7 protein-coding genes are annotated in these 6,418 nt (G+C 68.5%); 5 read left to right on the forward strand and 2 right to left on the reverse strand.

Annotation, left to right across the window (positions count from 1 at the left end):
• Nucleotides 1–5: 5 nt before the first annotated feature.
• Together dapB and ABZX75_RS17985 are read left to right on the forward strand one after the other, a co-directional pair.
• Entirely contained in the window at nt 6–761 is a 756-nt protein-coding gene (gene dapB / locus ABZX75_RS17980; protein WP_355411470.1) for a 4-hydroxy-tetrahydrodipicolinate reductase, read from the forward strand.
• A gap of 9 nt (nt 762–770) precedes the next feature.
• Entirely contained in the window at nt 771–1,238 is a 468-nt protein-coding gene (locus tag ABZX75_RS17985) for a hypothetical protein (protein WP_355411472.1), read from the forward strand.
• Nucleotides 1,239–1,275: 37 nt separating this feature from the next.
• On the opposite strand, the gene ABZX75_RS17990 is transcribed toward ABZX75_RS17985, so the two are convergent.
• Complete coding sequence (locus ABZX75_RS17990; protein WP_355411474.1) at nt 1,276–1,836, reverse strand: PH domain-containing protein; 561 nt, start codon at nt 1,834–1,836, stop codon at nt 1,276–1,278.
• A 48-nt stretch (nt 1,837–1,884) separates the two neighbouring features.
• Complete coding sequence (locus ABZX75_RS17995) at nt 1,885–2,124, reverse strand: hypothetical protein (protein ID WP_355411476.1); 240 nt, start codon at nt 2,122–2,124, stop codon at nt 1,885–1,887.
• A gap of 239 nt (nt 2,125–2,363) precedes the next feature.
• On the opposite strand from ABZX75_RS17995, the gene thyX reads away from it, so the two are divergent.
• The 3 genes from thyX to ABZX75_RS18010 all read left to right on the forward strand — a co-directional run bounded on the left by thyX (nt 2,364) and on the right by ABZX75_RS18010 (nt 6,004).
• Nucleotides 2,364–3,104, forward strand: a complete 741-nt coding sequence (gene thyX / locus ABZX75_RS18000; protein WP_355411478.1) for an FAD-dependent thymidylate synthase — start codon at nt 2,364–2,366, stop codon at nt 3,102–3,104.
• 201 nt (nt 3,105–3,305) lie between these two features.
• Nucleotides 3,306–4,205, forward strand: a complete 900-nt coding sequence (gene dapA, locus ABZX75_RS18005) for a 4-hydroxy-tetrahydrodipicolinate synthase (RefSeq protein WP_355411480.1) — start codon at nt 3,306–3,308, stop codon at nt 4,203–4,205.
• 113 nt (nt 4,206–4,318) lie between these two features.
• Nucleotides 4,319–6,004 carry a ribonuclease J gene (locus ABZX75_RS18010; protein ID WP_355411482.1) on the forward strand — a complete coding sequence of 562 codons (1,686 nt, stop codon included), beginning with the start codon at nt 4,319–4,321 and terminating at the stop codon, nt 6,002–6,004.
• The last annotated feature ends 414 nt before the right edge of the window (nt 6,005–6,418 follow it).

Genomic DNA, 6,418 nt, shown 5'->3' on the forward strand with positions numbered 1-6,418 from the left:
GGAGTATGAGCAGCAAGCTGCGGGTCGCGGTTCTCGGCGCCCACGGGCGCATCGGCGCCGAAGCCGTCCGGGCCGTCGAGGCCGCCGATGACATGGAACTGGTCGCCGCCCTCACCCGCGGCGACAAGCTGGAGACCCTGGCCGAGACCGGCGCCCAGGTCGCCGTCGAGCTGACCACCCCCGCCTCCGTCATGGGCAACCTCGACTTCTGCATCCGGCACGGCATCCACGCCGTCGTCGGTACCACCGGCTGGACCGAGGACCGCCTCGCCCAGCTGAACACGTGGCTGGAGGGCTCCCCGGAGACGGGTGTGCTCATCGCCCCGAACTTCTCCATCGGCGCCGTCCTCACCATGAAGTTCGCCGCGCAGGCCGCCCGGTACTTCGAGTCCGTCGAGGTCGTCGAGCTGCACCACCCGAACAAGGTCGACGCGCCCTCCGGCACGGCGACCCGTACGGCGCAGCTCATCGCGGCCGCCCGCGCCGAGGCCGGCCGCGCCCCGCAGCCCGACGCCACCACGACCGCCCTCGACGGCGCGCGCGGCGCGGACGTCGACGGCGTCCCGGTGCACGCCATCCGCCTGCGCGGCCTGCTGGCCCACCAGGAGGTGCTCCTCGGCGGCGAGGGCGAAACCCTGACCATCCGTCACGACTCCCTGCACCACAGCAGCTTCATGCCGGGCATCCTGCTCGGTGCGCGCCGTGTCGTGACGACCCCGGGCCTCACCTTCGGCCTGGAAAACTTCCTCGACCTGGGCTGATTCGACGTCATGCGCGCGAAGATCACGTACTTCCTCACGGCCGCCGTCCTGGTCGTCTATTTCGTCCTGGCCGGCAGCCGGGGCCTGATGCTGATCCGCCACGGCACCTGGCTCACCGTCACCTTCGGGGTGGCCGTGCTGATCCTGCCGGTCATCGGTGCCTGGTTCCTCTGGAAGAACACGCGGTTCGTCACCAAGGCCAACCGGCTCGGAGCCGAGCTGGAGGCCGAGGGCGGACTTCCCGTCGACGAGCTGGAGCGCGACACGTACGGCCGGATCCTGCGTGACTCCGCCGACGAGGTCTTCGCGCGCCGCAAGGCCGAGACCGAGGACGCGCCGGGAGACTGGCGCACCTGGTTCCGCCTCGCCGTCGCCTACCACGACGCCCGCGACACCCCGCGGGCGCGCAAGGCCATGCAGCGGGCGATCGCCCTGCACGACGCGGTGCCCGTACAGGAAGGGCCCGTACGGGCCTGAACCCGTACGGGCGGCCCCGCCGGCCCGTTCCCCTCCGTCAGGCGGACACGGGCCGGTACTCCTCGGCCCAGGCCTCGACCGTGTCGGCCGCCCGGTCGAAGGCCTCGGTCCGCGACAGGAAGTCGGCGTTGTGGTCGGTCATGAGGACCGGCAGCTGGGCGCCGCCGCGTCCGGCCACCGTGAGCGCCTGCCCCTGCACGGTCCTCGGCAGCCCGAGCCAGCGCACCGGCTGCTGCACCGTACGGACCTCGACGATCTCGCTCCACGCGATCGAACGGGTCCCGAAGAGCCCGACGCGGCGCAGCCCCGTAGGGCTCACCCAGACGCCCGCGCGCAGTATCCGCACCGCCGCGCCGACGACGCAGAGCGCGGCGGCCAGGCAGACGCCGGCCCCCGCCCAGGTGCCGGCGAAGGCGATGATCATCGTGGCCAGCAGCATGAAGGCGGACAGCAGGAGCAGTACCGCGGCGATGGCCACCCGCCATGGACCGGGGCGGTAGGGCCGTTGCCAGCGGTCGTGATCGGCATGGGCCAGTACCTCGTCGCCGGCGTCATCCGCGTCGAAGACGCCGTCGGCCGACAGGAAGGGCAGGGGCACGGCTGGACCTCACTCACGTGCACGTTCGGTTGGGCTGTGCCCGTGAGGCTACCGCCCCTCGGACGCCTCCGACTGCTGCGACGTCGCGGTTGCCTTGCTCGGCTGCAGTGCTGGCATGCCGAAGAGCAGCGAGCCGACGAGCCCCGCCACCACGGTCAGTCCGACCAGACTACGGGCGGCTATCTGGGTCTTGCCCAGACGCTCGCGCGGCGGCGGAGTGACGTTACTGCGGAAACGGTCGGTTTCGGCGACGAAGGCGAACGGGACGGGTTCGCGCCGGAGGAACATGGAGCGACTCTCCTCACGATCAGGGCCCTGGAGCGGTGTGCCAGGCGGATGTGTCTTCTCCCCTTGTAGGACGTACGAGCCGCCCGATCGGTGCCGGAATCCGGCACATCAACCGAATTTCATGGCGCCCCGTCAGCTGTCCGGGTGGTTCTGGACCCGAGTGGGTTTGCGCGGTGGGCCGCGGAGGGCGACGTAGAGTTGGGCGCGCCCCAGGTAACGCACGTTTGGAAGGACCGCCGGTGAGCGAAACCGCCGCTTCAGATCTGAAACCCAGCTTCCGCAGTGATGTGACCGTGGAACTGGTGAAGCACTCCGCGAGCGACTCCGACGTGCTGTGGGCCGCACGGGTCTCCACGGCCGGCGAGCAGTCCCTGGAAGAGCTGCAGAAGGACCCGGAGCGTTCCAAGGGCCTCATCAACTATCTGATGCGGGACCGCCACGGCAGCCCCTTCGAGCACAACTCGATGACCTTCTTCATCAGCGCGCCGATCTTCGTCTTCCGCGAGTTCATGCGCCACCGCGTCGGCTGGTCCTACAACGAGGAATCGGGTCGCTACAGGGAGCTCCAGCCGGTCTTCTACGTCCCGGACGCCGAGCGCAAGCTCGTGCAGGAGGGCCGCCCCGGCAAGTACGTCTTCGTCGAGGGGACCGAGGCGCAGCAGGAGCTGACGGGCCGGGTCATGGAGAGCGCGTACCGGGAGGCCTACGAGGCCTACCAGGAGATGCTCGCGGCGGGCGTCGCCCGCGAGGTTGCCCGTTCGGTCCTGCCGGTCGGTCTTTTCTCGTCGATGTACGCCACCTGCAACGCGCGCTCGCTCATGCACTTCCTGGGCTTGCGTACGCAGCACGAGCTCGCGGCCGTCCCGTCCTTCCCGCAGCGGGAGATCGAGATGGTCGGCGAGAAGATGGAGCAGCACTGGGCGAAGCTCATGCCGCTCACGTACGCGGCCTTCAACGGCAACGGTCGCGTTGCCCCGTAAAGGGTCGATGCACCCGGGACGTACATATGTACGAAGTTAAGTCCCAAGTGTCCGTATTGCGGCGTTTCGTAAAGTTCATCTAGGCTGATCAAACGGACCCGGCACTGCCTGAACCCCCGAGCAGGCAGTGCCGGTGTCCAACACCCTGTTGACGTCCCCCGAGGGGACACCGCGAGCATGGCAGCGAGTAGCGTGTTACCCATGGCTCCGATCTCGACTCCGCAGACCCCCTTCGGGCGGGTCCTCACCGCCATGATCACGCCGTTTACGGCGGATGGCGCACTCGACCTCGACGGCGCGCAGCAGCTCGCCGTCCACCTGGTGGACGCAGGCAACGACGGCCTGATCATCAACGGCACCACCGGCGAGTCGCCGACCACCACCGACGCGGAGAAAAACGACCTCGTACGAGCCGTGCTCGAAGCCGTCGGAGACCGCGCCCACGTGGTCGCCGGCATCGGTACCAACGACACCCGCCACACGCTCGAGCTCGCCCGCGAGGCCGAGCGGACCGGCGCCCACGGCCTCCTCGCCGTGACGCCGTACTACAGCAAGCCGCCGCAGGAGGGCCTCTACCGGCACTTCACGGCGATCGCGGACGCCACCGGGCTGCCGGTCATGCTCTACGACATCCCGGGCCGCAGTGGTGTCCCGATCCACACCGAGACCCTGGTCCGGCTGGCCGAGCACCCCCGTATCGTGGCCAACAAGGACGCCAAGGGCGACCTCGGCAGCGCCGGCTGGGCCATCGCACGAAGCGGCCTGGCCTGGTACTCGGGCGACGACATGCTGAACCTGCCCCTCCTGTCGATCGGCGCGGTCGGCTTCGTCTCGGTCGTCGGCCACGTGGTCACCCCCGAGCTGCGCGCCATGCTGGAGGCCCACCTGGACGGCGACGTCCAGAAGGCCGCCGAGATCCACCAGAAGCTGCTCCCGGTCTTCACCGGCATGTTCCGTACCCAGGGCGTGATGACCACCAAGGGCGCGCTGAACCTGCGGGGCCTGCCCGCGGGCCCGCTGCGACTCCCGCTGGTGGAGCTGACCGACGAAGAGACGGCCCAGCTCAAGATCGATCTTGCCGCCGGTGGGGTACAGCTCTGACAACAGACTTCACAACTGAATAAGCAAGACCGAAACAGACAAGAGCAAGTGCACGAATGACATGCGCGCCACGTGCCTTCGGGGCACGTGGCGCGCGTGGTGAGGAGATACTTTTGAGCCATCCGCATCCTGAACTCGGTCCGCCGCCGAAGCTGCCCAAGGGCGGCCTGCGGGTCACCCCCCTGGGTGGCCTCGGCGAGATCGGCCGCAACATGACCGTCTTCGAGTTCGACGGTCGCCTCCTGATCGTCGACTGCGGCGTCCTCTTCCCCGAGGAGGAGCAGCCGGGCATCGACCTGATCCTGCCGGACTTCACGTCCATCCGGGATCGTCTCGACGACATCGACGGCATCGTCCTCACGCACGGCCACGAGGACCACATCGGCGCCGTCCCCTTCCTCCTCCGGGAGAAGCCGGACATCCCGCTGATCGGCTCCAAGCTGACGCTGGCCCTCATCGAGGCGAAGCTCCAGGAGCACCGCATCCGCCCCTACACCCTTGAGGTGAAGGAAGGCGAGCGCGAGAGCCTCGGCCCGTTCGACTGCGAGTTCATCGCGGTCAACCACTCCATCCCCGACGCCCTGGCCGTCGCCATCCGCACCCCTGCGGGCCTGGTCGTCGCCACGGGTGACTTCAAGATGGACCAGCTCCCGCTGGACAACCGCCTCACGGACCTGCACGCATTCGCGCGTCTGAGCGAAGAGGGCATCGACCTCCTCCTCTCCGACTCGACGAACGCCGAGGTCCCGGGCTTCGTCCCGCCCGAGCGCGAGATCTCGAACGTCCTGCGGACGGTCTTCGCGAACGCCCACAGCCGGATCATCGTGGCCAGCTTCGCCAGCCACGTGCACCGCATCCAGCAGATCCTCGACGCCGCGCACGAGTACGGCCGCAGGGTCGCCTTCGTGGGCCGCTCGATGGTCCGCAACATGGGCATCGCCCGCGACCTCGGCTACCTGAAGGTCCCGGCCGGCCTCGTCGTGGACGTGAAGACCCTCGACGACCTGCCGGCCCACGAGGTCGTCCTGGTCTGTACGGGTTCCCAGGGCGAGCCGATGGCGGCCCTGTCCCGCATGGCCAACCGCGACCACCAGATCCGGATCGTCCCGGGTGACACCGTGATCCTGGCGTCGTCCCTGATCCCGGGCAACGAGAACGCGGTCTACCGCGTGATCAACGGCCTGACCCGCTGGGGCGCCAACGTCGTGCACAAGGGCAATGCCAAGGTGCACGTGTCCGGCCACGCCTCCGCGGGCGAGCTGCTGTACTTCTACAACATCTGCAAGCCGCGGAACCTCATGCCGGTCCACGGCGAATGGCGCCACCTGCGCGCCAACGCCGAGCTCGGTGCCCTGACGGGCGTTCCGAAGGACCGCATCGTCATCGCCGAGGACGGCGTGGTCGTCGACCTGATCGACGGCAAGGCCCGGATCTCGGGCAAGGTGCAGGCCGGATACGTGTACGTGGACGGCCTCTCGGTCGGAGACGTCACCGAGGTCCACCTCAAGGACCGCCGCATCCTGGGCGAAGAGGGCATCATCTCGGTCTACGTCGTGGTCGACAGCACCACGGGCAAGGTCGTCAGCGGCCCGAGCATCCAGGCCCGCGGCTCCGGCATCGAGGACTCGGCCTTCGCCGCGGTCCTGCCGAAGATCGAGGAAGCCATCGCCCGCGCGGGCGCGGACGGCGTCGCCGAGCCGCACCAGCTCCAGCAGCTGATCCGCCGCACGATGGGCAAGTGGGTCTCCGACGGCTACCGCCGCCGCCCCATGATCCTCCCGGTCGTGGTCGAGGTCTGACCTCCTCCGTAGCGCCCGACCTGGAGCGGGGCAACCGGATTTGCATCCGGGGGCCCCGCTCCAGTACGTTTGCGTCTCCACTCGCACGGCACCCCGGCACACACGTGTGCCCGGACGGGTCATGCGGGCGGGCGGGAATGAAGACGCCAGGGAGACCTGATAAAGTCTGATCCACCCGAAAGGGAAAGGCCCTCCGCAGGCCATCGGAATTCGAATCCAGCCGGAAACGGCAGGGAATGGAATCTGATAGAGTCGGAATCGCCGGAAAGGGAAACGCGAAAGCGGGAACCTGGAAAGCACCGAGGAAGTCGGGTCCGCGAGGATCTGATAGAGTCGGAAACGAAGAATGAAGAACGAAGCCCGGAGGAAAGCTTCAGCCGATGTGCTGAGGTGAGTACAAAGGAAGCGTCCGTT

The organism is Streptomyces sp. NPDC003038, assembly GCF_040611115.1.
Lineage (GTDB): Bacteria > Actinomycetota > Actinomycetes > Streptomycetales > Streptomycetaceae > Streptomyces.